The organism is Nitrosospira sp. Nsp2, from assembly GCF_003050965.1.
Taxonomy (GTDB): Bacteria; Pseudomonadota; Gammaproteobacteria; order Burkholderiales; family Nitrosomonadaceae; genus Nitrosospira.
Genome location: NZ_QAOU01000001.1, coordinates 687,965 through 710,252 on the forward strand (window position 1 = coordinate 687,965; position 22,288 = coordinate 710,252).

A 22,288-nucleotide genomic window follows, 5' to 3' on the forward strand; every position below is an offset into this window, starting at 1 on the left:
CAAATATCCTCAGAATATGTTATTTGGTTGGGGTAACAATCTGCCCGAGCCTAACGTAATGCTCGGTCATTTTGACGGAAGAATGACCTAACTGGCGTTTTGCTTCCACCAGTCCGTCGCTGTCTGCTTTCTCCGTTCCTGCCTTCGCACGCAGATCCCGGAACTGAAATCCCCTAATCCTTTCCGCAAGATCGGCTTGGCCGCCCTGATCAGCGGCTGCCGCCGCCTTGATTCTTGCACGCTCGAAGCCATTGTCCAGGCCCGATGTGGTTAACGCATACCCACCTTTCGAGATGATCAGCGCCAGGTTGCGTACACTGCCTCCGCGTTTCCTTTCCAGGAAGGTCTCAATCAGTCGCCCCAACGCGTTGGGCACACCATCTTTCGTTAACATCAAACGCAATTTCTTCCCGCCCTTGCCCTGCTTCACAGCCAGGGTGCCATCGCGGATATCCGTCTCGCGCATCTTGAGCGTGTCCGCCGGACGCTGCCCCGTGAGGTAAGCGAGATCCATCGCATCCCGCACGGCTTGACTGGCGCAAGCCTTCACCGCACTGAATACGTCATCGTTGATGTAGACGTCACGCCCCGGTTCCTTGTATCCCTTCACACCCTTACAGGGGTTCGCTAAGGCGGTGAGGCCCCGCTCGCGGGCGTAATTCCAGATATGTGATAGGAGCGCCTTCTCCCGGTTAGCCCTCACCTTGGCCGTGGCTCCTCGCCAGTCCAGATACTGGCGGACGTGGAGCGGCTCGATCTCGTCGAGGTTGCATGGTGGGTCGTCGAAGAACTTGTAGAGGTTTTGGAGCTCGGTGAGATTGTCTTTTTGGGTGCGGGGCGCCTTGGTCGGGATGACTTCGCGCTGGTAGCGCTCTGCCACTTGGCGAAAGGTGACGGCGGGTGCCGTGGCGGTAACCGTCAACTCTGCCCATTGGCGCACGGCTTCGGTGTAGTCAGGGCCAAGGGGTAGTTCCTTGCGCGGCTTCGCTCCGGTATCCAGGTAATAGAAGACTCGTCCAGATTTTTGAACGCGAGCCCTCATACCCTTGGGGAGATTTAGATTAACTGTTGGTCGGCGTCCCATCGATCTATTCTGACTGTTCATTATGCGCTCCGCAAGACTTTGGGTTGCCAGCGCGGCTTTGGCTGCTTCTCCTGCTGCTTTGATTCAAGCGCCGATCGCACCACAACCGGCCTCCCAACGGCGTTCACGTAGAAGGGAATGCCCATCGTGCGCAGCTGGGCGACCTGAGCGCCCTTGAGCTTGCGTCCGGTCAGCGTGGCGATCTCTTCAGGGGTGAGGAACATGTCCTGCCAACCTCAGCAATGCCACGCCCTGTGAGTAGCGCGGTTCACTTTTTCCAGCCTGCCAATCGTGGAGTGTGCTTTCGGCTGCGCAGACCTTGGCCGCGATAACTTTGCGCGGCCATCTATGTTTACGCTTGATAGTCAGGACGACCTGGCGCCAGTCGATGGGTTCAGTCACGGCTCGATCCTTTTGAACTCAAGCACCCACACCCACGGATTCTTATCCCACGATCCCGCGCCGTTGATGGTTTCCCATAGCCCGGCATATTCCGTATAGCCTGACTCTCCGCCGGTTACGTCACCGTCAGATCCTAAGCAACCTTCAGCCCAAGCATCTTCTTCGCTGATTTCGTGCAAGCGCTCGACGCGAACGGCAGTGATCTCAAGCAGGATGCGGGAAGCCCAACGGGGCATGAAAATTGACGGACGCCATTTACCATGGCAAGTAGCGTAGCCTGTTTCGGTACCGTTCAGGGACGCTTTCCACCACAACCCGGTGTCGTCACATTGGGACGGTGGAAGATAATCCTGATCTGGCCTTGCCGCCCACGTCTCCTTCACCCATAGCCGGTCGCCGGGTTGACCGTAGGGGCAATTAATCATGTCCAGCACATGCCCCTTGCGGTCCACCCTCTCCCACTGACGCCCCAGCCACAGGCGGAAGCCTAGAACGGATGCCGGATTCTTCATTGCCCGCCACGTCTGCGTCTTGCTACCGTCGAGCAGGGCTCGAACCATCGGACCCGAGAAAATGATTCCGCGCTCTTTCATGGTTTTACCTTATCCAGTTCGGCGAATAGGCGGTTAACTTCTTCCTCAGTTTTAGAGCTAAGCCGATACATCGTTGTCTGTATATCGAGATAAACAGCGCGAATTACATTCACCAGTTCGGACGGCGGGGCGGAGGTTCCCGTATAAAGCAAAGTCCCATTGGGAAGTTCAAGTCCCTCCGAACACAGAACAGCCTTGCGAACTGTGTGGCCGTTGTGGCTCTCGTAAGAAACAAAGGCAACCGGCGCGAACTCTGGCGTTGGCGCGCCATATTGCCTTCTAGCCTCCCACCCCCAAGCAAAGAACCCCCTGTAAGTGAATGCTTCTCCAGCGGTCCAATCCTTCGGATCAAGCTGCGGTTTAAGACTTTGCCAGGACAGTTCCATTGCTGGTTCGTTGTAATCGTCCATATCTTCTTTGCTCATGATTTCACCTTATCCAGTGCGGCCTTGAGCTTGGCAATCTCTTTCTGGGCTTCCAGAAACTGCTTTGTGATGTCGGCGTGAAGTTGTTTCCATTTTGTGTTGCTAACCCCAAGGGCGCCAAGCCTAGCGCACAGGTTTTCAATCTCGGGTTGACGGGCTTGCCAAGAGAGCCAGTACATGTCTCTTTCAGACTTCCAAATTCCCATCCCATCCGCCCACTCCTCGAAGGCCTCTCTACCGCCCTTCGCTTCCCCTAATGTCATTTTCTGTCGTCCATCTTATGCACCAGCACACCCCGTGCCGGGCTATGGGTGCCGTTGGGGAGCCCGGGTACGTCAGGGCGCCTATCCGGGATGAATCCCGATCCGCTGGTCCCAGTGACCCGCATATGGTCCACTTCGACCTTGACCGAGTTGATCAGCACCTGGGCGATATCACCCACTGCCCGGGCGCGGTCGATCTCCAGCGGGTTCTTTTTGTCGAGCAGGCCATCCAGAGTTTGGGCGAGGCGATCGCGAACCGTGTCTATCGTGTAATCATTCCGACTTTTCATTGCGTTTTTTCTCCATGTGATTGAGACGTTTTATAAAGCCCTGACGCATCCGGATGACCTCGACGAGCTCGGGCGGGTACTGAAGCACTGAGTTGCGCAGCATCAGCTCTTTACGCGTTAGCAACTGCAGGTTTTCGACGGCACAGTTTTCGCGGTTACCGTCTTTAAAAAGAACGCACATGCCCTTGGGTATGGGGCCGTGCGCTTCCTCCCAATTCTTGCGGTGTACGAAAATCCATTCATTCGGATGTCCTACCTTGAGTCTCAGGTATCCATCGGATGACATGAGCTCCGTGCCCACTGGCACGGTGTTGTGGGGGAGCTGGCCGTGCTTGAAGCGGGTATCCATACGGCTGAGCTGCAGCCCCTTCATACCCTTGTTCCAGGGCGTGTGGTTGGGGCTGAACCGGTAGGCCGCACCTTTGTCCCCCATAGGGGCGACAGCTTCCGGGCGGGATCTGAACTCGGCGCTCTTGTGAACATTGAGGAGCCGGGCTTGCTCATAGACCGAGCGGAGCGGCCGGTCGAGTTTTCTTGCCAACTCATCGGTTGGGGTGCTCGGGTAGAGCTGCTTCAGCAACTCTTTCTCGACGTCCGTCCATAATTGTCGTTTTCGCATGGCTAGTAAGTTGTTAGTCCCGGCATCCGGCCGGGGCGGGTGGTTTAACTACAGTTAGGAGGGCACCTACCACGGGAGACGTTATTTCTAACCCGCCACCTTCTGCTGGGCGGGACTGCTGCCTGGCTAAAGCCTGGTGCTTGCGACGGTGACGCCAGAGCCATATACCGGCGCCGTGGAATAGGTGCACTGCAGCTCGCCGCGTTCACCATCCACTTCCATATGGCCGCGGCCGATGAGTTGCTGGCCGGGCCCGGGGCGAGGGCAGCTGATGAGCTTAGCGTCAGGATTGTCGCGGGCGTCCATCCATGACAGGACTGCGAACAAAGCCACGATCCCGATGATCGCGATGCCGGTGCCGGAGTCGTTAGGGTCTATGAGCTTGGGGTTGCGGGGTATTGTCATGATTGTTCCTCGTTCGAGATGACGCGGTTAATGGATTCGTACAGATCCTCGATCGAGCCACCGTTGACGATGATCCGATCGTGTGGGGAAGTCTGGATGCCGTTCTCGCTGCTATGTGCTTTGGCCCCGTCTGTGAGGTTCGAGTAGCTGCCCGGGCGGTATATGTGCCACAGCTCGCCCATGTCGCGTACGTAGGAGGCCTCGTTTTCGAGGCGGATATCGCTGATGACGATGCCGTTGATGTGATAGCTGGGCGAGCTCCGCCGGAGCTGGTCGATGATGCGGGAGGCGAGGTAGACCCACAGATCCGGATTGATGAGCTTTCGTCCCCACTCCGTACCTATGGTTTGCAGGAGTTCGCGGGGGGATCTGCCAATTTCGGGGATGACGGTTTCCTTGAGCACTGGGTCAGTGAAATGCTCGTCCGTCAGCATCGGGAAGATCGCCTTGAGCCCGGCTCGCATTGGATCCGCGAAGGCAACCTGCACAAAGCCCTGGGTGTCACAGAGGAACGTGGCCACGGTGTCCTTGCCGCAGTGGGCAGGGCCGGTCAGTCCGATCACTCTCATTCAACCACCTCGGCCGCCGGGGTTAGGACGGCCTGCTTTCTCGGCCGGCCTCGTTTCCTGGGCGCGGCGGGAACCGCCGCCTCGATATGGGTTTCCTCCGGTTGCGCAACCGGTTCCGCGGCCTGCGCAGCGGGCTCGGGGTTTTCCTCGCGCGCGATGTTTATCTCTGCATGCGCAGCCGACGTGGGGGAGGGAGGCGTTTCGGTAAACGAGTGAGCGGCCGGTGCGAGTAATTGCTGTGCGTGAGAAACCACGGCGAACCGATCCAGACTGCCCCAGTGGGTCCGCTTCGAGGCGGCGCTGATGTATAACCTCAACAGATTTTTTCTTGAGAGCTTGGTATCCGCGTGGCTTCCAAGCTCATCAATAAACCTCAATTCCTGTTCAGTGGTATGTCCCTTTTCTTTGGCTACTTCTAATTGCATGGGTATCTCCGTGGTTGACTCTGCGTTCGTACGCGGCTATTGGTTGCTCTGTTTCAGGAACTCAATTGACGGCTCTTCTTTTCTTTGTGCTGCATAATCAAGCTCTACCTTCAGTGAATTGATGATCTTTCCGGCGGTGTTATTCATCTCCGAGGCGATCTTTACGTCGATCGAACCGGATTTCAGGTCGGCAAACAAAGTAGAAAGTTGAGCTCGCAATTCAGTTATGTTTTTCATGTCTGTCCTCAAGTAACCGTTTGATTCTCAGTTGAAGCCGCTTTGCTTCTATAATCTCGGCTGGGTACGGGTTTGCCCTCGTTCCACCCAATACCTTGTAGATATATCGCTCATCCAAGTTTTTTACGCTGGCCCGAATCCTCTTAGCGTTCGCTTGATTTCTGCGTGTCCTGTACTCATCGTCCGTCTTTAATCTGATTCTGTTTCGCTCTGCTGCTCTTTCGTTAACCCGGCGCCTGTATGCATCGTTGGTTTTTCGCCTTCTTTCCAACGCTGCTGCTTGATGATTGATACGTCGCCGAAACTCATCGTCTGTCTTGAGCCTGCTTGCTCTCCATGCGACAGAAGCGCGCTTAACTTTTTTCCTGAATTCCTCGTTCTGCCGATACCTTTTTCGCCATTTCTCTCTTTGGTGGGAGAGGAAGCATTTGCTGCAGCGGTGCATCCGCCAACCACGATTAAGTTTGAATTCCTCGATCGGCTTGTCCTGCTGACATTTGTTGCACACACGGGTCTCTGTCATCTGGCACTCCTTCCCGCTTCACCTACGCTCACGACTTATGGTTGGGCGATGGACGGCAGAATACAACTATCATTGTATTTGTGTCAACAACTATCATTGTATTTTTGCCACGACGAACGGAGCCGCTGATGGTTGCGGTAACGATGGGCAACAAAAAACCCGCCGAAGCGGGTTCTTGAATGACTGAGGCAGGAGATTAGATGGGAGCTAAACCGGAAGAGTATTACAAGGCGTCACTTAACGACGGCTGGATAACAAGGAATGAATCGCGTCTGCCATGCTCTCCAAGCCAACGGAAACATGTTCTGAAACAGCTGAATTCATGCACACCACTCGGGCGCTTTCTACTTCTCGCTCGAATGAATCTGGCAAGGATTGCTGCACGTGTGGGGGCAAGGCTTTTACCAAACAAGCCAGCAATGAAAAGAGAGCGAGATTTTCTCCTTTAAGTTCGCATATTTTGACGGTTGCATCCTGCAACGTTTCCATGGGAATGCCTTTGTGATTTGTTAATGTGGAAATCAAATCTTATCACGTGGAGATTCCCTTTTTTTGCGGTGCTCTATACCAAGGTGTTATAGCAACGTAAAGCAACGGCGCCTAGCAGAGGGAATAGAGCAAACAATTACTTGACTGTTTTATAAGAGTGTGTATAATACACACCATGGACAGCAAAACGATAATGAGGCTTTTGAGAGAAAACGGATTCGAGGTTGACCGTATCAAAGGCAGCCATCATCAGATGAGAAAGGAAGGCTGGCCTGTTACGGTGACAGTGCCGCATCCTAAAAAACAACTTGGACCGGGACTGGTCAACGCGATACTGAAACAAGCAGGATTGAAATAAGGAGGTTGAATGCGCTATCCAATAGCGATTGAATTAGGAGATGAGGAGCATTGCTACGGCGTGGTGGTGCCCGATTTGCCTGGCTGCTTCTCATCAGGGGATTCAATCGATGATGCAATCACAAACGCCCATGAGGCCGTCATGTTGCACCTAGAGTCATATCTGGATCAAGGCTTGGCCTTTCCCAAGCCGCTGCCTATTGACGAGCATCGGAAAAATCCCGAATTCGACGGCTGGGTGTGGGCAATGGTGAGTGTTGATTTGTCCCAACTGGATGACAACGTCGAACGCGTGAATATTACGGTTCCAAAGCGTGTGCTTCGCGTAATAGATGAGGGTGCAAAGAGGGCAGGCGAAAACCGCTCCTCTTTCCTGGCCAAGGCGGGGCTGGATGCGGCGAGGGTAGCCCTCGAAGCCGCTATTAAGTAGTAGAGTAAGTTACCAGTGAGTTATCCAGTAGACTCTATCGGATCCAGCAGAGCGGGCTCGTTATTAGCCGGATCGGGACGGTTCACGCCGCGAGTCACGCGCCACCATTGGAATTCTTCTGTAGCCAACGACCGGCTCTGAGCTATATGTGCCGCTTCCTCAACTGGCGTTTCCGGATCCATCCAGCGCAATGCATCCTGCGACTCTAAGACAACAGGCCGGCGGTCGTGTATGTCCACCATACCGCGTTCGGAATCCTCAGTAACAATAACAAGGCCGACCTCAACCTCTTGCTGAGCGTACAGCTGGAAATTCGTCAGCCCGGCCATGAAGATCGGTTCGTTTGTTTTACGGGAGATGTACCAGGGCTGTTTCTTGCCGTCCTCGAACGTCCATTCAAACCAGCCGCCACCAGGCACAATCACCCGGCCTTGCCTGAACATATGCCGGAAATAACGGCCGGTAAGCGCCTTCTCTATCCGCGCATTGATCCACGGCTTGCGCTTCGCTGCGGCCTCATTCGGCGTTCTGTATCCCCACGTGACGTAATCAGAGTGAAGCTTTCCATCGAGCATGTGGAGCAGCAGGGCAGGCCGGCCGGGGCTCAGGTTGTACTGAGGAATGGTGTCGCCACCAGCCCATTCTCGCTCAAGAAGGTCGGGGAGGAGTCGGCGAGCGTAATACTGCCGCGACTCAGACTGTGCAATGCGTCCGCACATGGGGCAACATTATCCTGCGAGATTACGAGCCCGCCAACCTAACAGGGCGACCCCTGCCAACATCATCATGTAGGTTTGCGGTTCCGGGATGGCTGAAACGCTGTCCATCACTCCTAATAGTCGCGTATCTAAAGGGTTTCCCGCTGGGGATGAAAAAACAAGGCCCAAAATATTAAAACCGCCAAAGTCCTGAAGGTTGAGCTCACTAGGCAATGCAAAACTGGTCAAGCCGACGTTAAGGTGCCAAGGCACTTCCTGAAATTGGAAACCAAATCCCCGAGGGATCAAACCCAGCGTAGATATCGCCCCAGTTAAACCGACGTGGGTAGCGCCGCCATTAAAGTTGCTTCCCTGTCCCGGCGTTCCCGTTGAGATAAATGTTTGCAGGTTGTCGAGCGCCCCAGTTGCAGAACCCAGGACTGTGTTGACCACAAAGCTCCCTTGATTGGCGTAATTGGTAAACTCGGGTGATAGCGTCGAGGTGGGCAGGGCGTTTTCATCATAAGTGAGATACGCGGAGAACGGAGTGCCCTCAAGGCTCAGCAATTCCTGGGGAGTTTGAAGTGTATATTCAACCGACAGTTTTCCTAATATTTCCCACGTAACCGCTTTGGCGCTGCCTGCTCCCGTTACCAAAGCCACAGCGACAAGTCCACCCGCGATCGTCTTTCCTACCGATTTCATCTGTATCTCCTTTTTTGTTTTTATTGGAATCGGCACGGGGTGACGATTGATCTCTTACCTATTTACCCTGAGTAAAAGCTTATAGAGAAGCACGACAACAGTGCTGATAGCAAACGTGGGATTGCGATCTGCTTCCCCAGCTGCTTCGGTAACAAAGCGTCGCTTTGGCTTCGTGTACATCGCGGCGAACGCGATCCCGATGAGATTGCCCTTCTTCGCTTCGTCCAGGAGGGTCTGCAGGGCCTCGACGGTATCATGGGATATCGTGTCCTTCGCCAGGACGAACGGCGGCTTCATTGCTCCTCCCTACGCTTGCGTTCAATCCGGTCAGTCGAGTCGTATTCGTAATCCGTTGCACCCTCGTAATAGATCTCACCCCACCGCCGCTCGGGGTTCGGATTGTCATTTTTCTCCCGGCGTTGCGGACCGTCATACGGGCGTTGTTTGTCTTTCACCAGCGCCTCAGCCGTTATCACAAGGTAGCGCTTCTCTTCTTCCTTCATGCACTGCATGTCGTGTATGACTCTTTCGGTCCATCGATCATATTCAGTTACCTTGACCATTTCCCCTTGTTCCATCGCTAGCCATTCAGGGCGAACACCGCACGCAACAGCCAACTGAACGATATCAGTTGACGACTTCTGTACGCCTGTTTCTAGGCGTGAGATTGCCTGTTGCGAAACTCCTGATTGTTTCGCCAACTCGTCCTGGCGCAGCTTCGCGAACGTGCGCGCCTGCAGTAGTCGTTCAGCAAGGGTCATCGGTGAAAGCGTACAACCATAATTGTTAGGTGTAAAACAATGATGATGGTTGACTCCTATACAATGATGATGGTAATGTGTGCTCATGATCTCTCCTCTACAACAAACAGTAACTCATGTCGGCGGCCAAGTTGCGTTGGCAAAGGCGATTTGCGACTGGCATTACCGCCAAGGGCGCACCGTTAAGGTTTCGCAGGCCCATGTATGGGCATGGTTGAACATTAGTAAAACTCCCATGCCCCCCGCAGAGCACTGTATTGCGATTGCGGCGATCACCGATTGGACGATCACCCCGCACAAGCTTCGACCCGATCTTTATCCCCATCCTCATGATGGCTTGCCCGAAAACCTGCGGGAATGCATATAACAACAATAACAAGCAGAAGCGGGATTCATGACAGGCCCTAAAAAAACCAGCGGGGCGCCAGTGCGGCGCGAGATGAATGACATTCCGAAGCAGTTCTACATCTCATGGGACTTGCTTCAGTGGAGCGAAGAATATTCGGACCGGCTAGGCATTTCGTACGCAGAGTACCTGCGCCGCCTCATAGACCGGGATCGGAAGCGCGTTATCAAATTGTCACAAACGCCCAGTCGGTTCGATAGAGGCAATCTGAATGAAATCCTCATGAAGATGGTTGTGATGCTGAAAGATGCGCCAGAAGTCCTCCAATTCTTTGAATGGCTGTTGAACGAGGCACAGGACGGAAAAGAATGAGATCGCATGATGGAATCATGCGCCCGTCGGCGCTTAAAAAAAACGTTAATCGGTGAAGGGTTTTAACACGTGACCTATCGCTATTCAGACATCAATCAGCACGACGCCCTCTATAAGGCAGCGCGCACATATCCTGGTGGCGTAGAGGCGCTTGCTCGAAGAATGGCTCAGCCATCAGCTGCGGTGCTTTACAACAAACTCCGCCCTGGTGTCGATACGCATCACACGCAGTTCGAGGAAGTTTCCGAGGTTATCGAAAGCTTGCAAGAGGTGGGGAAGGGGGATGCGGCCGAGCTACCGATCCAGGCTTTCTGTTGGCGCCACGGGTACGTAGCAGTGAAGCTACCCGCCGAACGGCCAGCCGCAGGTGGTGAACTCTTGAGGATGATCTGTAACGTGGTTGCTGATGAGGGGCAAGTTGCCGGGACGATCGCAACCGCGCTTTCTGACAATTGGATATCGCCCCAAGAGCAGGAACAGATCGAGCTGACGATCCGCCGGGCCGTCCAGGGTTTACTGGAACTGGAAAAACAGCTTCATGAGCGCCGCCAAGCGCCGAGGATCGATTGATGGGCCGTATCCGGGTAATCAGCGATTCCCGTCTCCGCCAGCTCTATGCGCTGGCTCATGCAATTCCACAACGTACAGACAAGAAAGCCGTTGCCAAACTCTGGTTTGAGCGCGCAAAGGCACTGCTTTCACGCGAAGCGGGATCCCGGAAAAGGTAAATGTCCCGCATCGACTTCAAATACATTGCCGACGCCGCCTTATCACGCGCGGACTCCTTGTTACGGCAATGGCTCCCCGGCGGGAAGGTCGAAGGGCGGGAATACTCTGTGGTGAACCCGCTCAGGGGCGACGGCAAGGCGGGTTCATTCAAGATCAATCTCGACACTGGCTTGTGGTCTGACTTCGCCACCGGTGACAAGGGCGGAGATTTGGTCAGCCTGTATGCCTATCTTCACGGACTTAAACAGGACGTTGCAGCGCGCGAGGTCGCGGACATTTGCGGCATCGATGTCCCAAAGGATAAGCCCGAGCCAAAAAAGCCGGACCTCAAGGTTGTAAAAACACCCTGGAAACCGATACTGCCAGCGCCTGCCGACGCTGGCCCTGGGCCTGCAGCGCATTACGCGCGTGGAAAACCCCAGAAGATTTGGACCTATCTCGACGCCAACAAGGCGATCAACGGTTTTGTGTATCGGTTCGAAACCTCCGATGGAGGCAAGGAAACCCTGCCGGTCTGTTACTGCGAGCATGAGGAGACCAAGCAGCGCGAGTGGCGCTGGCTGTCATTCCCTGAGCCTCGCCCCTTGTATGGGCTGGACCGTCTGGCCGCTAATCCCAATCTGCCTGTGTTGCTGGTGGAAGGGGAGAAGTGCGCGGACGCCGCGGTGGAGCTGCTCCCCGAGCTCGTGATTGTCAGCTGGCCAGGCGGCAGCAAGGCGATAGACAAGGCGGACTGGTCTCCGCTTTACGGCCGCGACATTTTCGCCTGGGCGGATTGCGATGCGCAGCGCGAAAAGCTATCGAAGGATGAAAAGGCGCTCGGAGTTGACCCACTCAAGAAGCCTTTTCTGCCAGAGAACAAGCAGCCGGGCATGCGTGCAATGCTGGAGATCGGCGCGAAGCTGATAGAGGCGGACGCTAAAACAAGATTTCGCCTCATCGATATTCCCGCCCCGGGTAAGAAGCCGAACGGCTGGGATATCGCCGACGCGGTTGCAGACGGCATGAAGGCGGAGGAACTGAAAGACTTCATGCGCAAGACGCGCAAGCCTGCCGCCGAGCCGTCAAAAAGTAAATCCACGCGACAAGAGCCTTCCGGCAAGGATCGGGAAGAATTCACCAATAACCTGCTCTGGAAAAAGGGCGAGCTCGTCGCGTGCCTGGCGAACGTCTATGACATCTTGCTCAATGACCCGAACTGGACTGGCGTGCTGGCCTATAACGCCTTCGCTTACCAGGTCGTGAAACTCAAGCCGCCGCCCTACGCTGACGGAACGGTTGGGGAGTGGGATGAGCAGGACGATATGCAGACCGCGATGTGGATGACACGCAAGTACTGTTTTGCACCATCCGCCGCGCTCACTGCCTCCGCCGCGGAAGCAATCGCGAAATCGAACAGCTTCAACCCGGTTCAAGACTACCTCACTGCCCTGAAATGGGACGGCACATCACGCATCGATGAGTGGCTGTGCGATTACCTTGGCATCGCCAAGACAGACTACTCAACACGCGTTGCCCGCTGGTTTCTGTTGGGCATGGTGGCCAGGGCGATGAAGCCGGGCGTGAAGTTCGACTACTGCCTGGTGCTCGAAGGTGAGCAGGGCAGGTTGAAATCAACGGCGTTGAGAGTATTGGGTGGTGAATGGTTTGGCGACACTGATCTGGACCTGAACAACAAGGACAGCATGTCCGCGATTCGCGGGAAATGGCTGTACGAATTCGCGGAGCTAGGCTCGCTGGCCAAGTCGGAAGCAACCCGGCAGAAGTCTTTCCTTTCGCGCCAGATCGATGAGTTCCGCCCGGTTTACGGTCGCAGAGAAATCCGCAGCCCACGGCAATTATGTTTCGGCGGGACCACCAACGACTGGGAATGGAACAAGGACCCAACGGGCGGCCGCCGCTTCTGGCCAATCAAGTGCGAGATCGAAGTCGATCACGCAGGACTGGCTGAGGTTCGGGACCAGCTCTTTGCTGAAGCCTATTCATTGTTCATCGCTGGCGAGCGCTATTGGCCCACAGGCGATGAGCAACGCGCGATATTCGACCCCGAGCAATTCAAGCGCACCGTGGCGGATGCCTACATCGACATGCTGCATAACTGGGTCGATGAGCAATACAAGGAATTCACCCTGGCCGATGCGGCATTGGATTGCCTGAAGCTGGATGCATCGAAGCTAACCCGCGACGTGCAGACGCGGATCGGCAGCGCCTTGCGGCAGCTCGGCTGCACGAAGATTGAAAAACGAACACACATTATCCGGCACTGGTACAAGCCTCCCCCAAGAAATGAGGCACCGTCGACGGCTGGAAATGCACAAGGAACGGGAGGGCCCGATGGCATTCCGTTCTAAAGGTTCGCGCAGAGGTATGGAAGGTATGGAGCAGGTATGGAACCCTGAAAGCCGCGTGGATAGGGCTTGTTCCATACCTCCATACCTTCCACACCATTTTCCCTTGCGCACACACACGTACACACACACGCGCGCACGCGCGCACGCATGTGCATATACACATCATTTTCAGTATGGAAGGTATGGAGGTATGGAAGAGTCAACAAAGACGCGGGTTTCAGGCTTCCATACCTTATCCACACCTTCAGGAGGTATGGAACTTTGACTCAGGAAACCCAGCCGGTAACGGCAGAGCAGGTGAGGGCGGCATTCCCAGAGTGTGTGGGCATTGCAGATGAGTTCAGGGACGTGTTCGGGCCCGGCGTGACGCTCAACTATGCCAGCGAGAATGGGCGGTCTATCGGTAGGCAAACACCGCCATCCCCCGAAACCACCCTGACCCTTTCCCAAATGGTGATCGAGGTGCCGGAGGAAGAACCGGAAAAGCAGGGGAGGCGCAATGGAAGATAGCCATGCGCTGCCTGCGTCTTATTACCGCGATCCAGCGGAAACTCTTGAACGCCTGCAGTTGGATCGCCTGGGCTGCAAGCTGTGCACCAAGCATGAAAGGATTCTGGGCCGATCAATCTGTACTGAGCAGCGCAACGACAAGCAGGCAGGGGTGCCGCACATCGGGCATCGGTGCAAGTGGTACCAGGAGAGGAGATAGCCATGTGCGGAAAGGGAAAGATTTATCAGGCTGTATCGGAAAACTTTATCCGGCAGATGCGCAACTGGGCGCTGACCAGCGCTGGTGCAAGCATGGGGCAATCCCTGATCAGCTCATGCTATACGCTGGGCGGTGGCGATCGTTACCCGGAATCAAGGGAGCCAGTGTTGATTGGGGAAGCGGAAGATGTTGGCCAGGCGTTGGGTAAGTTGCCGAACCGTTACAAGCAAGCCGTCTCATTGTTCTGGCAGTATGAAGGCAGGCCGCTGGTGTGGTTCGCTCGCCGTTGTGGCGAGGGCGTGGATTGGCGCACATATGAACGCCGCGTGATGCATGGCCATGAGCTGTTGAAAGCGGAGCTCGCAAAGCAGGCGGAGGAGGTTGCCCGGTATCGCGCATCCGCGCTGATGAGTCAGAGCGCTTGACTTCCCGTTTTTGTCGGTTTATCCTCCCGATTGTCAGATGTTTATAAATCCGTCTGAAGAAAGCCCGACGCCGTGACCCCGCCGTCGGGCTTTTTGTTTGGGCGCTCGCAGAAAACCCAAGGTACTTCCAGCCTCTCCTCTTAGTGCGGCACTCAAGGGCGCGAAAAAGCGCTAGGCAGTGAAAAGTCATGGGGTGGTCGGTTCGGGGTGGTCTTTGGTCAGCAGGGTGGTCGAGTCACGGGATAACGCATGGTCAGCGAGTCAAAGTATGTTTCCCTGCGTGAGTTCTCGCGGCGTCTTAACGTAAGACTGTCAGCGGTTCAAAAAGCGATCGCATCAGGCCGGGTAACATCAGTCAAGCGCGGCCACGGCGGCCGGCTGTGCGGGGTGGATCCGGAGCTTGGCCTGCAGGAATGGGCGCGCAACACGGACCCATGTGAAGCTGCGAAGAGCGGAAAAGTTATCGAAGCGCCGGCGGCACCGCAGCTGATGTTCGAAGTGCAGACGTCTGCACAGAGTAACCCTGACAGTTTGCCGCCGACAGAGCCTGCGGCGCCAGGCTACCAGGACCACAGGACAAAACGCGAGAAACATCTCGCCGATATCGCTGAGCTGGAGTACCTCGAACGCGTTGGCCAGCTGGTGTCAGCCAAGGAGGTCGAGCGCGAAACCATGTCGATCTTCTCACTGCTGAAGATCAGCATGTTCAGGATTATCGATCGCAAGGCCCAGCAGCTGGCCACCGAAACCGATCCGGCCCGGATCGAGCGTCTGCTGAGAGCCGAATTTACACAGGTCTTTGATGAATGCTCGCGTGAGCTGGATACCTCTACTGCCGAAGGGACTGAGGAGCGCCCGGCAACTATGCCGTAGCACTGCGGCACGCGCTATTGCACCAGAGCCTGATCTAACGGTCTCGGCCTGGTCGGACAAGAATCGCAGGCTGTCGTCCAAGGCATCATCCGAGCCTGGCCAGTGGCAGACATCACGCACCCCGTACTTGCGTGAAATCATGGACGCGATGTCGTTTTCGCACCCCTGCACTGACAGTGCCTTTATGAAGGGCACGCAGATCGGCGGATCCGAGGCACTGTATAACGCGATCGGCTACGTTGCCGACCAGGTGCCATGCCCGATCATGCTGCTGATGCCGACTATCGATACCGCCAAACGCGTATCGAAGCAACGCTTGCAGCCAATGATCGACGAGACGCCGTGTCTCGCGACGCGGTTTGCTGAGGTCAAATCGCGTACCTCTTCGAACACCGTTCTGATGAAGGATTTTCCGGGCGGCGTCCTGGTGGTTACCGGCGCGAACTCTGGCCCGGGGTTGCGCTCGATGCCCGTGCGAGTCTTGCTGCAGGATGAGATCGACGCCTATCCGGACGATGTCGATGGCGAAGGCGATCCTTCCGCGGTAGCGGACAAGCGCACGGACACGTATGCCCGCGCCAAGCGCATCAAGTGCAGCACGCCAAAGATCAAGGGCAAGTCCCGCATCGATCGCCGGTACCAGGCGGGAACGCAGGCGCGGTATTACGTGCCGTGCCCGCACTGCAAACACGAGCAGCCATTGGCTTGGGAGCAGATGCGCTGGCAGATGATGCACCGCTGCGAGGCAGTATGCCTCGAATGCGGCGGCATTTCGGAAATTGAGGCCGTTGATGCGCAGGACGCAATAACATGCCGGCATTGCCAGGCGGGAATGCTGATCAACGACAGTACTGCTCGCGAGGTGGTGACCGATGAAATCGAGCGCGTCTGGTACGAGTGCGAGAACTGTGGTGAGTCAATCCAGGAGCATCACAAGACGGCGATGCTCGAGCAAGGTCGCCACATCCACCACGCGCCGGGCCCAGGTGTGGTACTGGACGACAACGACCCAGATCCCCACGCAATCTGGGCGATGGTGCGGGGAGAAGTAAAGCGGTTCCTGCCGAACTGGACGAAGCCGCTCTCCTGGCATGTGTCCGCGCTGTATTCACCGCTTGGCTGGTTCAGCTGGCTCAAGGCCGTGCGGCAGTACCTCGATGCGCAGCAAGGCGGTTACGACGAGGAGACGGGCGAATCCCTGATGCAGGTGTTCGAAAACACCGTCAAGGGAGATCCGTACGAGATTGTCGGCGAGCAGCCGAAGATCAACATCATCAAGCAGCGGGTTGAGGATTACCAGTTGGGGCAGGTGCCTGCAGGCGGCTTGCTGCTCGTGGCCGGGGTTGACGTCCAGGGCGATCGCCTAGAGGTAGAAGTTGATGCGTTTGGTCGCGGCGAGGAATGCTGGACTGTTGATCACCAGGTTATCCACGGTGATCCAACCCGCAAGGGTCCTGGCTCTGTCTGGGAGGCTCTTGCAGATATGCGAGCAAAGTCCTATCAGCATGCCGGCGGACAGACGCTCAGGATCACCGCAATGGCAGTCGACTCGGGTTATCTCACGCAGGAGGTGTACGACTTCTGCCGCGCCTGGTCTCATCGTCATGTGTTTGCGACCAAGGGCGACGGGGCCACCGGCAAGCCCGTCATCTCGCGGCCCGTCCTAGTGGATATCAACCACAAGGGCGTGCGGATCAAGCAGGGCGTGCAGCTGTGGCACGTCGGTACCGACACTGCCAAGGAACGGTTTTACAAGCGGCTTGAGTTGTCGGAACAAGGGCCCGGATACCACCACTTCCCCCGAGGCCTGCCGGATGAGTACTTCGAGCAGCTCGCCGCCGAGAAACTGGTGCGCCGCAAAGTGCGGGGAATGGAAAAGCACGAGTGGGTGAAAACCCGCGAGCGCAACGAAGCGCTCGATCTGAAGATCCTCTGCTATGCCGCCGCGATTTACTCCGGGCTGCAGCGCACAAACTGGGACATGATCGAATCAATGATCAACCCAACGCAACAAGACATGTTTGCACGGAATACTACGAGGTCGGCTGCGACCACAGGTGCGCCGGGCGGCGGGGTTTCCCCGCCGCCATCAGCGCCAGCACAGCCCCAACAGCCCGCCGCGAGCGGGCTTTTTAACGCCCCAAAAACCCGCCGTGTGCGCAGCGCAGGCATCGGATCGAGATAGACAATGGCCGGAATTACACTCGTACAAGCGGAAGCGCAGCTGGCCCTCTGGATTGATGCGGACACTGCTGTCGCATCGGGGCAGGAATACCAGATTGCCGGCCGCACATTGCGGCGCACCGACGCGGCCGAAATCAGCAACAAGATCGACTACTGGAATAAGTGGGTGCAACGGCTGTCGAGTGGCGGCAACGGCGGCATGCGGATCCGCGGGGTCACACCCGTATGAAATTTGCCGTCAAGGTGGGCCGCAAGCAAATCGAGATCAACGAGAATCTTGTTGACCGTGCTGTCCGGTATTTCAATCCAGCTAAGGCTCAGCGCCGCATGCAAGCGCGCCTGCAGATGGAAGCGCTGTCCGGCGGAAGCAGCTATACGGGTGCGTCGAAGTCGCGCCGTGGTACGTCGGAATGGCGCACCACAAGCAATAGCGCGGATGCCGATCTGCTGCCTGATCTGCCGACGCTACGCGAGCGATCGCGTGACCTGGTGCGCAACGCGCCGCTCGCATCGGGCGCCATCAATACAGTCGTAACGAACGTCATCGGCACCGGCCTCTCGCTCCAATCACGGGTAGACCACCATGTGCTTGGAATGACGGAGGAACAAGCCAGCGAGTGGCAAACAAATACGGAACGCGAGTTTCGTATGTGGTGCGAAAGCGCGGATTGCGACATCACGCGCACGCAGAACTTTTATGAGCTGCAGGATCTCGCCTTCCGCAGCGCCCTTGAGTCCGGTGATTCTTTCGCAGTACTGCCGCATATCCGCCGCCCTGGCGATGCCTATGGTCTCAAAATTCAAGTGGTCGAGGGAGACAGGGTAAGTAATCCCAGCTTTGCCATGGATAAGCTGGGGCTTGCCGGCGGAGTGGAGATGGATGATACCGGCGCGCCTGTTGCTTATCATATCCTGACAACACATCCGGGTGACTTCCTCGCGAGCGGCAAGAAATGGGATCGCATCGAGGCGTTCGGAAAAAACACCGGCCGCCGCAACGTGCTGCACCTCTTCAAGCGCGTGCGCCCTGGTCAGAACCGTGGCGCGCCTTACCTTGCGCCCGTGATCGAATCATTGAAGCAGCTGGACCGCTATACCGAGGCGGAGATCATGGCGGCGGTCGTATCCGGCATGTTTACCGTGTTCGTACATTCCGAGGGTCAGGGGCTAGATCCGGCGAACCAGATGGGTATGGGCGCGGAGACAGGTGCACGCGCATCCGACACGGATGTGAAGATGTCACCCGGCTCGATCATAGATCTGGGGGTTAACGAGAAGATCGAAACCGCGAATCCCGGGCGGCCCAACACAGCATTCGATCCCTTCGTCCAGGCGATCCTGCGCCAGGTAGGCGTTGCGCTAGAGCTCCCTTTCGAAATACTGATCAAGCATTTCACCGCGAGCTACAGCGCGGCACGTGCAGCGATGCTCGAAGCCTGGAAGTTCTTTCGCGTGCGCCGAGATTGGCTTGCCGCGCGATTCTGCCAGCCGATATATGAGACCTTCCTCGCAGAGGCCATAGCCAGCGGACGGATATCAGCACCTGGTTATTTCGATGACCCCGTGCTTCGGGCCGCGTACTCAGGATCAGAGTGGATTGGCGACGTGCCTGGACAGATCGATCCTCTCAAGGAAGTCCAGGCAGCGAAAGAGCGTATAGCCGGTGCGCTATCCAATCACAGCATAGAAACAATGCAACTGCACGGGCTGAAATGGGAGCCGGTGCATACGCAACTGGCGAAGGAAATCCAGGACCGGAAAGACAAGGGAACACTCATTGACCTGCAGCCTGAGGCCTTTGGTGACGTAAACAGTTCCCCCAACGGTTCTGGCCAGACTTCGCAGCCGAGTCCGAACGACGAACGCGATACCGAAGAGGCGGCTGACAAGGCTGAGACGGTTGACGAATCTGCGCTCCTGGGCGCATTGCCACCAGGAGACGAAGCGTACAAAGAGAGGATCGCCGAGCTCAGCACGTCCCTTGCGCAGCTGAGCGAGATAGTCGCATCGCTCCAGGCTCAGAAACCGCAGTCCTTTGTTGAACAAATCGAGCGTGGAGAAAACGGCGAGATAGTCCGCATCGTTCGTACTGCCGCCAATGGCCACGTGCAGATCGAAAACATTGAGCGGGACAGAAACAACGAAATAATCCGGATCAACAGAACAACACCATAGGAGTAGGAAATGTCGAACGTATTATTTGATAAAGGGCGCGAAGGTATTCTGGACCGCACTATCGACATGACGGGGGATATCCGCGTCATGTTGGTCAAAAGCGCTTATGTCTTCAATGCCGCGCATGAGGATCTGGCTGATATCACATCGGGTAACGACAACGGCCGCAGTGCAGCGCTGGGGTCCAAGACCTACACAGGCGGCGTGTTCGACGCGGCCGATACTTCGCTTACCGCCCTTGCCGCTGCAGCGTCCAATGCGCTTGTCTATTTTCAACACACCGGGACCGACGCGACAGCGCGGCTGATCGCCTATGTTGACACCCCCAGCGCAGGCCTGCCGTTCACGCCGAGCGTGGGGCAGACGGTCAACATCACGCACGACAACGGCGCCAACAAGATATTCAAGCTGTAGAGCGCTGAGTTCCACAGGAAACGACAGGGGTAATCATGGCGACATACGACGAATTGCTGACGGCGAACGGGAACCAGGCACTACTTAATAAAGTGCGTGTGGCCGTGGTTGTGGCGGCGACCGCGATCATGACGGAATCCGACCAGACGACGAACCACGCCAACCGGCTTAAGTGGGCAAAAGAGGTATTTGCGAATCCCGCTCTGGCCGCTACACAAATGATGTGGCCCGTACTCGCACAGAATAAAGCGTTCACTTTGGCGCAGCTCATCGCGGCAGATGACGCGACGGTACAAGCGAAGGTAGACCTCGCCGTTAACGTCTTTGCGCAGGGGGCGTAATGGCTCTCACAAAAACAGCCGTTACAGTAGTATCCAGCCAGACGCGAACCGCTGGAGGCGCTGCTGTTCGCGGTAGAGCGGATCTTGCCGATGCGTATGGCGCTTTCCTCACTATCAAGATAACGAACGGGGCGACCGGTCCGGCGGCGCAATGCGTCTGCAAGATCATGGTGGCGCACAACGCGGCCTTGCCTGCCGCAGCTGCCGAGGGGGCGGACTGGAAGGTCATCGCGCAGTATGGCGGCGGGCTAACGGCGAACGCTATAACGGAAGTCGGCATACCAATCGATATCGCGGTAATGCATCTTCAGGTTGACTTCGACGACAACACAAGCCAGAACGTTACGGTAGAGGCGTTCCTTAGCGAAGTGACGACGGTATAGCCGTGATCCCGCTGCTGAAAAGGCATCTTATCCAGCCACAGTACTCTGTTGAGCTGGATCCGGCATGGAAAGACCGTGTCGCGTTCGCTTCCATTACCGGCCTGCCCGGAAGCGAGGACATTGTCACCCGTTCGTTCCCAGCTGAGGGCTCAACGGTCGGACGGCGCCCATCGCAAAAAGGGCTGGCCAGCTATACCGGAAACGTGGCGCACGGCCTGGTATGGTCCAGTCTGCGTCCGATCCCAAGCATCTTTGCCACTGGGATGACGTTCCTGATGTACGCCAAGCCAGTTGCGGGCGGTACGTTGCAGAGGGCGTTTTTCGTCGGAGACGAGTTACCTGCGGTCAGTTCTCAATACAATCAGGCCTGTTTCGCGTTCAACTGCACCGCTTCCGGTACTGCTTCATCTGGCCTCTTTTCCACCTTTGAATACAACTTCGGATTTCAAGGCACAGGGCAATCGTCGGCCGGCGTCGTCGATGGCGAATGGCACGTTTTTATTGCTACTCGGCCCGCAGGCTTTGGATCGTGGACGCTCTACCGGGACGGCATCAACGTTACATCGAGCGGGACGCCAGCGAACGGCGTAATCCTTACCGATGGTTGCCGGGTACATGTCCACCCGGGAGCGACTCAAGGGTACCCGGACGATGCGGAATTGGCCGTTATCCTCAAGGAGTACACCACTCCCGAGGACGCCCTCAGACTGTCAAACAACCCGTGGCAGATCTATCGGCAAGAGCGGCGACTGGTAATCCCGTCCACTGGCGGTGGCGCTGCAAGCGTTACCGGCGCTGGGCAGATCGCATCAGCAGAGGCGATTGGTCAGCCTTCACTTACCGTTAACATTGCCGCAGCTGCGGTAACGAGCGCAGAAGCGTTTGGCAGTTCCGGCATTGCAGCAACTGTCGCAGCGTCATCGATTGCAAGTGCTGAGGCCGCGGGATCGCCAGCTATCGTGGCGAGTGTAACCGCGTCCGGGCTCGCTGGCGCGGAAGCCTTAGGCAGTGCGGCAATCGCAGCAACAGTTGATGCTGCTGGCATCGCCAGTGCGGAAGCAGTCGGCTCGCCGGCAGTTGGTGGAGCTGCTGCGGCGGAAATCACAGCCGCGGGCATTACATCAGCGGAAGCCTTGGGCTCACCCGCCCTGGGCGTAGCGGTGGAAGCCGCAGCCATTGCATCAGCCGAAGCTCTTGGCCAACCGAACGTAGGCGCAGCAGCTGCAGACGTCACCGGCGTGGGGCAGATTGCAACTGCGGAAGCGATTGGCGCGCCCGTAGTTGGAATAGCGGTAGCGGGTTCAGGAGTAAGCAGTGCTGAAGCGTTTGGAAGTCCAGCGCTAGCTGTCCAGGTCACCGGCGCCGGCGGTATAGCCACAGCAGAAGCAGTAGGTGCGCCTCTGGTTGGCGAATTGGTTGCGGCCGAGATAACCGGCGCCGGCGGGATCGCCAGCAGTGAGGCTTTCGGCACTCCGACTGTGTTTCCCCTGGTGCCCTATACCGGAACGGGCTTCCAGCTCGGGTCCGGGCACAGGCCGCTTCGTTCGCGTCGCAGCTCCGCTCAGCTGACACAGAACGTACAACCCCATCGGATTGCCGCTGCCGGCATCGAAAGCCAGGAGCGGTTTGGCTACCCCACGTTGGAATGGGGCGGGCGCAGCCGCATGATTCGGGATGAAGAGTTTCTGCTCGGCCGGGCAGCGTAATTGGA

General features: G+C 56.8%; 35 protein-coding genes. 17 read left to right on the forward strand and 18 right to left on the reverse strand.

Annotation, left to right across the window (positions count from 1 at the left end; genetic code table 11):
• Positions 1 to 19: 19 nt before the first annotated feature.
• The 14 genes from C8R31_RS02995 to C8R31_RS03055 form a co-directional block, all read right to left on the reverse strand.
• Positions 20 to 1,105 (reverse strand): tyrosine-type recombinase/integrase, encoded by a 1,086-nt coding sequence (locus C8R31_RS02995; RefSeq protein ID WP_258192507.1) that lies wholly within the window; start codon positions 1,103 to 1,105, stop codon positions 20 to 22.
• Complete coding sequence (locus tag C8R31_RS03000; protein ID WP_107692558.1) at positions 1,105 to 1,308, reverse strand: DUF4224 domain-containing protein; 204 nt, start codon at positions 1,306 to 1,308, stop codon at positions 1,105 to 1,107. Before C8R31_RS03000 ends, C8R31_RS02995 begins: the two co-directional genes overlap by 1 nt.
• Positions 1,292 to 1,486, reverse strand: a complete 195-nt coding sequence (locus tag C8R31_RS15785) for a hypothetical protein (protein WP_146164537.1) — start codon at positions 1,484 to 1,486, stop codon at positions 1,292 to 1,294. Before C8R31_RS15785 ends, C8R31_RS03000 begins: the two co-directional genes overlap by 17 nt.
• Positions 1,483 to 2,079 carry a hypothetical protein gene (locus tag C8R31_RS03005; protein WP_107692559.1) on the reverse strand — a complete coding sequence of 199 codons (597 nt, stop codon included), beginning with the start codon at positions 2,077 to 2,079 and terminating at the stop codon, positions 1,483 to 1,485. Before C8R31_RS03005 ends, C8R31_RS15785 begins: the two co-directional genes overlap by 4 nt.
• A complete protein-coding gene (locus tag C8R31_RS03010) occupies positions 2,076 to 2,504 on the reverse strand; it encodes a hypothetical protein (RefSeq protein ID WP_107692560.1) in 429 nt (142 codons plus the stop codon). The genes C8R31_RS03005 and C8R31_RS03010 overlap by 4 nt, the downstream gene beginning before the upstream one ends.
• A complete protein-coding gene (locus C8R31_RS03015) occupies positions 2,501 to 2,767 on the reverse strand; it encodes a hypothetical protein (RefSeq protein ID WP_107692561.1) in 267 nt (88 codons plus the stop codon). Before C8R31_RS03015 ends, C8R31_RS03010 begins: the two co-directional genes overlap by 4 nt.
• Positions 2,764 to 3,057, reverse strand: a complete 294-nt coding sequence (locus C8R31_RS03020; RefSeq protein ID WP_181320367.1) for a hypothetical protein — start codon at positions 3,055 to 3,057, stop codon at positions 2,764 to 2,766. The genes C8R31_RS03015 and C8R31_RS03020 overlap by 4 nt, the downstream gene beginning before the upstream one ends.
• A complete protein-coding gene (locus C8R31_RS03025; protein ID WP_107692562.1) occupies positions 3,041 to 3,676 on the reverse strand; it encodes an HNH endonuclease signature motif containing protein in 636 nt (211 codons plus the stop codon). The genes C8R31_RS03020 and C8R31_RS03025 overlap by 17 nt, the downstream gene beginning before the upstream one ends.
• A 126-nt stretch (positions 3,677 to 3,802) precedes the next feature.
• Entirely contained in the window at positions 3,803 to 4,081 is a 279-nt protein-coding gene (locus tag C8R31_RS03030) for a hypothetical protein (RefSeq protein WP_107692563.1), read from the reverse strand.
• On the reverse strand, positions 4,078 to 4,650 hold the full coding sequence (locus C8R31_RS03035; RefSeq protein ID WP_107692564.1) for a deoxynucleotide monophosphate kinase: 573 nt from the start codon (positions 4,648 to 4,650) through the stop codon (positions 4,078 to 4,080). Before C8R31_RS03035 ends, C8R31_RS03030 begins: the two co-directional genes overlap by 4 nt.
• Positions 4,647 to 5,075 (reverse strand): hypothetical protein, encoded by a 429-nt coding sequence (locus tag C8R31_RS03040; RefSeq protein ID WP_107692565.1) that lies wholly within the window; start codon positions 5,073 to 5,075, stop codon positions 4,647 to 4,649. The genes C8R31_RS03035 and C8R31_RS03040 overlap by 4 nt, the downstream gene beginning before the upstream one ends.
• A gap of 36 nt (positions 5,076 to 5,111) precedes the next feature.
• Positions 5,112 to 5,312, reverse strand: coding sequence for a hypothetical protein (locus C8R31_RS03045; RefSeq protein ID WP_107692566.1), 201 nt, complete (start codon positions 5,310 to 5,312; stop codon positions 5,112 to 5,114).
• A gap of 189 nt (positions 5,313 to 5,501) precedes the next feature.
• Positions 5,502 to 5,768: a hypothetical protein gene (locus tag C8R31_RS15790; protein WP_146164538.1), complete on the reverse strand. Its 267-nt coding sequence runs from the start codon at positions 5,766 to 5,768 to the stop codon at positions 5,502 to 5,504.
• Between the two features lie 304 nt (positions 5,769 to 6,072).
• A complete protein-coding gene (locus C8R31_RS03055) occupies positions 6,073 to 6,324 on the reverse strand; it encodes a hypothetical protein (RefSeq protein WP_107692568.1) in 252 nt (83 codons plus the stop codon).
• Positions 6,325 to 6,517: 193 nt separating this feature from the next.
• Between C8R31_RS03055 and C8R31_RS03060 the strand changes: the two genes are divergently transcribed.
• Positions 6,518 to 6,682 (forward strand): type II toxin-antitoxin system HicA family toxin, encoded by a 165-nt coding sequence (locus tag C8R31_RS03060; protein WP_258192508.1) that lies wholly within the window; start codon positions 6,518 to 6,520, stop codon positions 6,680 to 6,682.
• 9 nt (positions 6,683 to 6,691) lie between these two features.
• Positions 6,692 to 7,111, forward strand: a complete 420-nt coding sequence (locus tag C8R31_RS03065) for a type II toxin-antitoxin system HicB family antitoxin (protein ID WP_107692569.1) — start codon at positions 6,692 to 6,694, stop codon at positions 7,109 to 7,111.
• Between the two features lie 20 nt (positions 7,112 to 7,131).
• Here the strand turns inward: C8R31_RS03065 and C8R31_RS03070 are convergent, their stop codons facing one another.
• The 4 genes from C8R31_RS03070 to C8R31_RS03085 are packed head-to-tail and all read right to left on the reverse strand — an operon-like array spanning position 7,132 to position 9,362.
• The gene (locus tag C8R31_RS03070) at positions 7,132 to 7,830 is read right to left on the reverse strand and encodes an SOS response-associated peptidase (RefSeq protein WP_107692570.1); all 699 of its coding nucleotides are present in this window, start codon (positions 7,828 to 7,830) and stop codon (positions 7,132 to 7,134) included.
• A 9-nt stretch (positions 7,831 to 7,839) separates the two neighbouring features.
• Positions 7,840 to 8,514 (reverse strand): PEP-CTERM sorting domain-containing protein, encoded by a 675-nt coding sequence (locus C8R31_RS03075; protein ID WP_107692571.1) that lies wholly within the window; start codon positions 8,512 to 8,514, stop codon positions 7,840 to 7,842.
• Between the two features lie 54 nt (positions 8,515 to 8,568).
• Entirely contained in the window at positions 8,569 to 8,811 is a 243-nt protein-coding gene (locus tag C8R31_RS03080; protein ID WP_107692572.1) for a hypothetical protein, read from the reverse strand.
• A complete protein-coding gene (locus C8R31_RS03085) occupies positions 8,808 to 9,362 on the reverse strand; it encodes a helix-turn-helix domain-containing protein (protein WP_107692573.1) in 555 nt (184 codons plus the stop codon). The genes C8R31_RS03080 and C8R31_RS03085 overlap by 4 nt, the downstream gene beginning before the upstream one ends.
• On the opposite strand from C8R31_RS03085, the gene C8R31_RS03090 reads away from it, so the two are divergent.
• From C8R31_RS03090 to C8R31_RS03160, 15 genes are all read left to right on the forward strand, one after another.
• Entirely contained in the window at positions 9,361 to 9,642 is a 282-nt protein-coding gene (locus tag C8R31_RS03090) for a YdaS family helix-turn-helix protein (protein ID WP_107692574.1), read from the forward strand. The genes C8R31_RS03085 and C8R31_RS03090 overlap by 2 nt on opposite strands.
• Positions 9,643 to 9,669: 27 nt before the next feature.
• Positions 9,670 to 9,993 carry a hypothetical protein gene (locus C8R31_RS03095; RefSeq protein WP_107692575.1) on the forward strand — a complete coding sequence of 108 codons (324 nt, stop codon included), beginning with the start codon at positions 9,670 to 9,672 and terminating at the stop codon, positions 9,991 to 9,993.
• A gap of 69 nt (positions 9,994 to 10,062) precedes the next feature.
• A complete protein-coding gene (locus C8R31_RS03100; RefSeq protein WP_107692576.1) occupies positions 10,063 to 10,563 on the forward strand; it encodes a phage regulatory CII family protein in 501 nt (166 codons plus the stop codon).
• Positions 10,564 to 10,721: 158 nt separating this feature from the next.
• The gene (locus tag C8R31_RS03105; RefSeq protein WP_107692577.1) at positions 10,722 to 13,073 is read left to right on the forward strand and encodes a VapE domain-containing protein; all 2,352 of its coding nucleotides are present in this window, start codon (positions 10,722 to 10,724) and stop codon (positions 13,071 to 13,073) included.
• A gap of 261 nt (positions 13,074 to 13,334) precedes the next feature.
• Positions 13,335 to 13,583, forward strand: a complete 249-nt coding sequence (locus C8R31_RS03110) for a hypothetical protein (RefSeq protein WP_146164539.1) — start codon at positions 13,335 to 13,337, stop codon at positions 13,581 to 13,583.
• Positions 13,573 to 13,782, forward strand: coding sequence for a hypothetical protein (locus tag C8R31_RS03115; RefSeq protein ID WP_107692579.1), 210 nt, complete (start codon positions 13,573 to 13,575; stop codon positions 13,780 to 13,782). Before C8R31_RS03110 ends, C8R31_RS03115 begins: the two co-directional genes overlap by 11 nt.
• A gap of 2 nt (positions 13,783 to 13,784) precedes the next feature.
• Positions 13,785 to 14,207 (forward strand): hypothetical protein, encoded by a 423-nt coding sequence (locus C8R31_RS03120; protein ID WP_107692580.1) that lies wholly within the window; start codon positions 13,785 to 13,787, stop codon positions 14,205 to 14,207.
• A 249-nt stretch (positions 14,208 to 14,456) separates the two neighbouring features.
• Positions 14,457 to 15,080 carry a hypothetical protein gene (locus C8R31_RS03125; protein WP_107692581.1) on the forward strand — a complete coding sequence of 208 codons (624 nt, stop codon included), beginning with the start codon at positions 14,457 to 14,459 and terminating at the stop codon, positions 15,078 to 15,080.
• A complete protein-coding gene (locus C8R31_RS03130) occupies positions 15,010 to 17,265 on the forward strand; it encodes a phage terminase large subunit family protein (protein WP_107692582.1) in 2,256 nt (751 codons plus the stop codon). Before C8R31_RS03125 ends, C8R31_RS03130 begins: the two co-directional genes overlap by 71 nt.
• Before the next feature lie 3 nt (positions 17,266 to 17,268).
• Entirely contained in the window at positions 17,269 to 17,493 is a 225-nt protein-coding gene (locus C8R31_RS03135) for a DUF6148 family protein (RefSeq protein ID WP_107692583.1), read from the forward strand.
• Complete coding sequence (locus C8R31_RS03140) at positions 17,490 to 19,439, forward strand: phage portal protein (RefSeq protein WP_107692584.1); 1,950 nt, start codon at positions 17,490 to 17,492, stop codon at positions 19,437 to 19,439. The genes C8R31_RS03135 and C8R31_RS03140 overlap by 4 nt, the downstream gene beginning before the upstream one ends.
• Before the next feature lie 9 nt (positions 19,440 to 19,448).
• Positions 19,449 to 19,853, forward strand: a complete 405-nt coding sequence (locus C8R31_RS03145) for a hypothetical protein (RefSeq protein WP_107692585.1) — start codon at positions 19,449 to 19,451, stop codon at positions 19,851 to 19,853.
• A gap of 35 nt (positions 19,854 to 19,888) precedes the next feature.
• Positions 19,889 to 20,194 carry a hypothetical protein gene (locus C8R31_RS03150; protein ID WP_107692586.1) on the forward strand — a complete coding sequence of 102 codons (306 nt, stop codon included), beginning with the start codon at positions 19,889 to 19,891 and terminating at the stop codon, positions 20,192 to 20,194.
• Positions 20,194 to 20,577 carry a hypothetical protein gene (locus C8R31_RS03155; RefSeq protein ID WP_107692587.1) on the forward strand — a complete coding sequence of 128 codons (384 nt, stop codon included), beginning with the start codon at positions 20,194 to 20,196 and terminating at the stop codon, positions 20,575 to 20,577. Before C8R31_RS03150 ends, C8R31_RS03155 begins: the two co-directional genes overlap by 1 nt.
• A gap of 2 nt (positions 20,578 to 20,579) precedes the next feature.
• Complete coding sequence (locus C8R31_RS03160; RefSeq protein ID WP_107692588.1) at positions 20,580 to 22,283, forward strand: hypothetical protein; 1,704 nt, start codon at positions 20,580 to 20,582, stop codon at positions 22,281 to 22,283.
• Positions 22,284 to 22,288 lie beyond the last annotated feature (5 nt).

What these genes read in the sequence shown, in the direction of transcription:
- C8R31_RS03065 (WP_107692569.1), top strand. Translation starts at nt 6,692, where the DNA reads ATGCGCTATCCAATAGCGATTGAATTAGGAGATGAGGAGCATTGCTAC.
- C8R31_RS03025 (WP_107692562.1), bottom strand. Translation starts at nt 3,676, where the DNA reads ATGCGAAAACGACAATTATGGACGGACGTCGAGAAAGAGTTGCTGAAG.
- C8R31_RS03030 (WP_107692563.1), bottom strand. Translation starts at nt 4,081, where the DNA reads ATGACAATACCCCGCAACCCCAAGCTCATAGACCCTAACGACTCCGGC.
- C8R31_RS03075 (WP_107692571.1), bottom strand. Translation starts at nt 8,514, where the DNA reads ATGAAATCGGTAGGAAAGACGATCGCGGGTGGACTTGTCGCTGTGGCT.
- C8R31_RS03020 (WP_181320367.1), bottom strand. Translation starts at nt 3,057, where the DNA reads ATGAAAAGTCGGAATGATTACACGATAGACACGGTTCGCGATCGCCTC.
- C8R31_RS03040 (WP_107692565.1), bottom strand. Translation starts at nt 5,075, where the DNA reads ATGCAATTAGAAGTAGCCAAAGAAAAGGGACATACCACTGAACAGGAA.
- C8R31_RS03125 (WP_107692581.1), top strand. Translation starts at nt 14,457, where the DNA reads ATGGTCAGCGAGTCAAAGTATGTTTCCCTGCGTGAGTTCTCGCGGCGT.
- C8R31_RS03070 (WP_107692570.1), bottom strand. Translation starts at nt 7,830, where the DNA reads ATGTGCGGACGCATTGCACAGTCTGAGTCGCGGCAGTATTACGCTCGC.
- C8R31_RS02995 (WP_258192507.1), bottom strand. Translation starts at nt 1,105, where the DNA reads ATGAACAGTCAGAATAGATCGATGGGACGCCGACCAACAGTTAATCTA.
- C8R31_RS03085 (WP_107692573.1), bottom strand. Translation starts at nt 9,362, where the DNA reads ATGAGCACACATTACCATCATCATTGTATAGGAGTCAACCATCATCAT.
- C8R31_RS03155 (WP_107692587.1), top strand. Translation starts at nt 20,194, where the DNA reads ATGGCTCTCACAAAAACAGCCGTTACAGTAGTATCCAGCCAGACGCGA.
- C8R31_RS03145 (WP_107692585.1), top strand. Translation starts at nt 19,449, where the DNA reads ATGTCGAACGTATTATTTGATAAAGGGCGCGAAGGTATTCTGGACCGC.
- C8R31_RS03135 (WP_107692583.1), top strand. Translation starts at nt 17,269, where the DNA reads ATGGCCGGAATTACACTCGTACAAGCGGAAGCGCAGCTGGCCCTCTGG.
- C8R31_RS03045 (WP_107692566.1), bottom strand. Translation starts at nt 5,312, where the DNA reads ATGAAAAACATAACTGAATTGCGAGCTCAACTTTCTACTTTGTTTGCC.
- C8R31_RS03035 (WP_107692564.1), bottom strand. Translation starts at nt 4,650, where the DNA reads ATGAGAGTGATCGGACTGACCGGCCCTGCCCACTGCGGCAAGGACACC.
- C8R31_RS03005 (WP_107692559.1), bottom strand. Translation starts at nt 2,079, where the DNA reads ATGAAAGAGCGCGGAATCATTTTCTCGGGTCCGATGGTTCGAGCCCTG.
- C8R31_RS03055 (WP_107692568.1), bottom strand. Translation starts at nt 6,324, where the DNA reads ATGGAAACGTTGCAGGATGCAACCGTCAAAATATGCGAACTTAAAGGA.
- C8R31_RS03120 (WP_107692580.1), top strand. Translation starts at nt 13,785, where the DNA reads ATGTGCGGAAAGGGAAAGATTTATCAGGCTGTATCGGAAAACTTTATC.
- C8R31_RS03140 (WP_107692584.1), top strand. Translation starts at nt 17,490, where the DNA reads ATGAAATTTGCCGTCAAGGTGGGCCGCAAGCAAATCGAGATCAACGAG.
- C8R31_RS03010 (WP_107692560.1), bottom strand. Translation starts at nt 2,504, where the DNA reads ATGAGCAAAGAAGATATGGACGATTACAACGAACCAGCAATGGAACTG.
- C8R31_RS03105 (WP_107692577.1), top strand. Translation starts at nt 10,722, where the DNA reads ATGTCCCGCATCGACTTCAAATACATTGCCGACGCCGCCTTATCACGC.
- C8R31_RS03060 (WP_258192508.1), top strand. Translation starts at nt 6,518, where the DNA reads ATGAGGCTTTTGAGAGAAAACGGATTCGAGGTTGACCGTATCAAAGGC.
- C8R31_RS03150 (WP_107692586.1), top strand. Translation starts at nt 19,889, where the DNA reads ATGGCGACATACGACGAATTGCTGACGGCGAACGGGAACCAGGCACTA.
- C8R31_RS03130 (WP_107692582.1), top strand. Translation starts at nt 15,010, where the DNA reads ATGAATGCTCGCGTGAGCTGGATACCTCTACTGCCGAAGGGACTGAGG.
- C8R31_RS03015 (WP_107692561.1), bottom strand. Translation starts at nt 2,767, where the DNA reads ATGACATTAGGGGAAGCGAAGGGCGGTAGAGAGGCCTTCGAGGAGTGG.
- C8R31_RS03095 (WP_107692575.1), top strand. Translation starts at nt 9,670, where the DNA reads ATGACAGGCCCTAAAAAAACCAGCGGGGCGCCAGTGCGGCGCGAGATG.
- C8R31_RS03000 (WP_107692558.1), bottom strand. Translation starts at nt 1,308, where the DNA reads ATGTTCCTCACCCCTGAAGAGATCGCCACGCTGACCGGACGCAAGCTC.
- C8R31_RS03090 (WP_107692574.1), top strand. Translation starts at nt 9,361, where the DNA reads ATGATCTCTCCTCTACAACAAACAGTAACTCATGTCGGCGGCCAAGTT.
- C8R31_RS03080 (WP_107692572.1), bottom strand. Translation starts at nt 8,811, where the DNA reads ATGAAGCCGCCGTTCGTCCTGGCGAAGGACACGATATCCCATGATACC.
- C8R31_RS03115 (WP_107692579.1), top strand. Translation starts at nt 13,573, where the DNA reads ATGGAAGATAGCCATGCGCTGCCTGCGTCTTATTACCGCGATCCAGCG.